Source organism: Allobosea sp. P4_C6 (assembly GCF_056402015.1).
In genome coordinates this window covers 1-526 of the sequence record NZ_JBFUIF010000343.1, presented here as the reverse complement: position 1 = coordinate 526, position 526 = coordinate 1, and the positions used below count along the sequence as shown (strand labels likewise).

Below are 526 nucleotides of genomic sequence, written 5' to 3'. Positions count from 1 at the left end.
CTGCACAATAACACAAAGAATGCGATTAGACTCACAATTATAATGGTATTATGATTCTGATTAGCGCCATGCTCAATAATATCACTCGCTCGACGGGAGGCAGCCGAACTGATTAATGTACAGAATGATCCAATTAGAAACAAAGTTCCAAAAGTCCCCAGAAGAACCATAGTCTGCCCGGCTAGATACGGGAATTTTCTATTGAAATTTGCCGTCTCAACCATCCACTTACCGGTATCAGCCAAGAATTTGATACGATGGTTTACTAGCGGGGTTACAAGCAACTTCAACGACGGTGAATAAATTTCAGCATCGTAGGGCTGTTTCATCTGATCTTGATTTGCTTCGCCAGGGTTCATCGCGCGGTAGTGGCGGATAGGATAAGAGAGCGTCAGAACCGTGGCAAACATCGTTCCAATGAATATCAATGGAATCACAATATTTGAAGGACGCCGCAAATCTCCAGACAGCATCCTAACAAAAGCGGCAAACCCCAGCAGCAGCAATGTGAAGAAAGCGTAATAGC

Annotated in this window: 1 protein-coding gene; it reads right to left on the bottom strand. The window is 44.1% G+C overall.

Annotated elements, in window-relative coordinates; genetic code table 11:
* On the bottom strand, positions 1-526 hold a 526-nt coding region (locus AC1DVA_RS29030; protein ID WP_476808225.1), incomplete at both ends, for a hypothetical protein.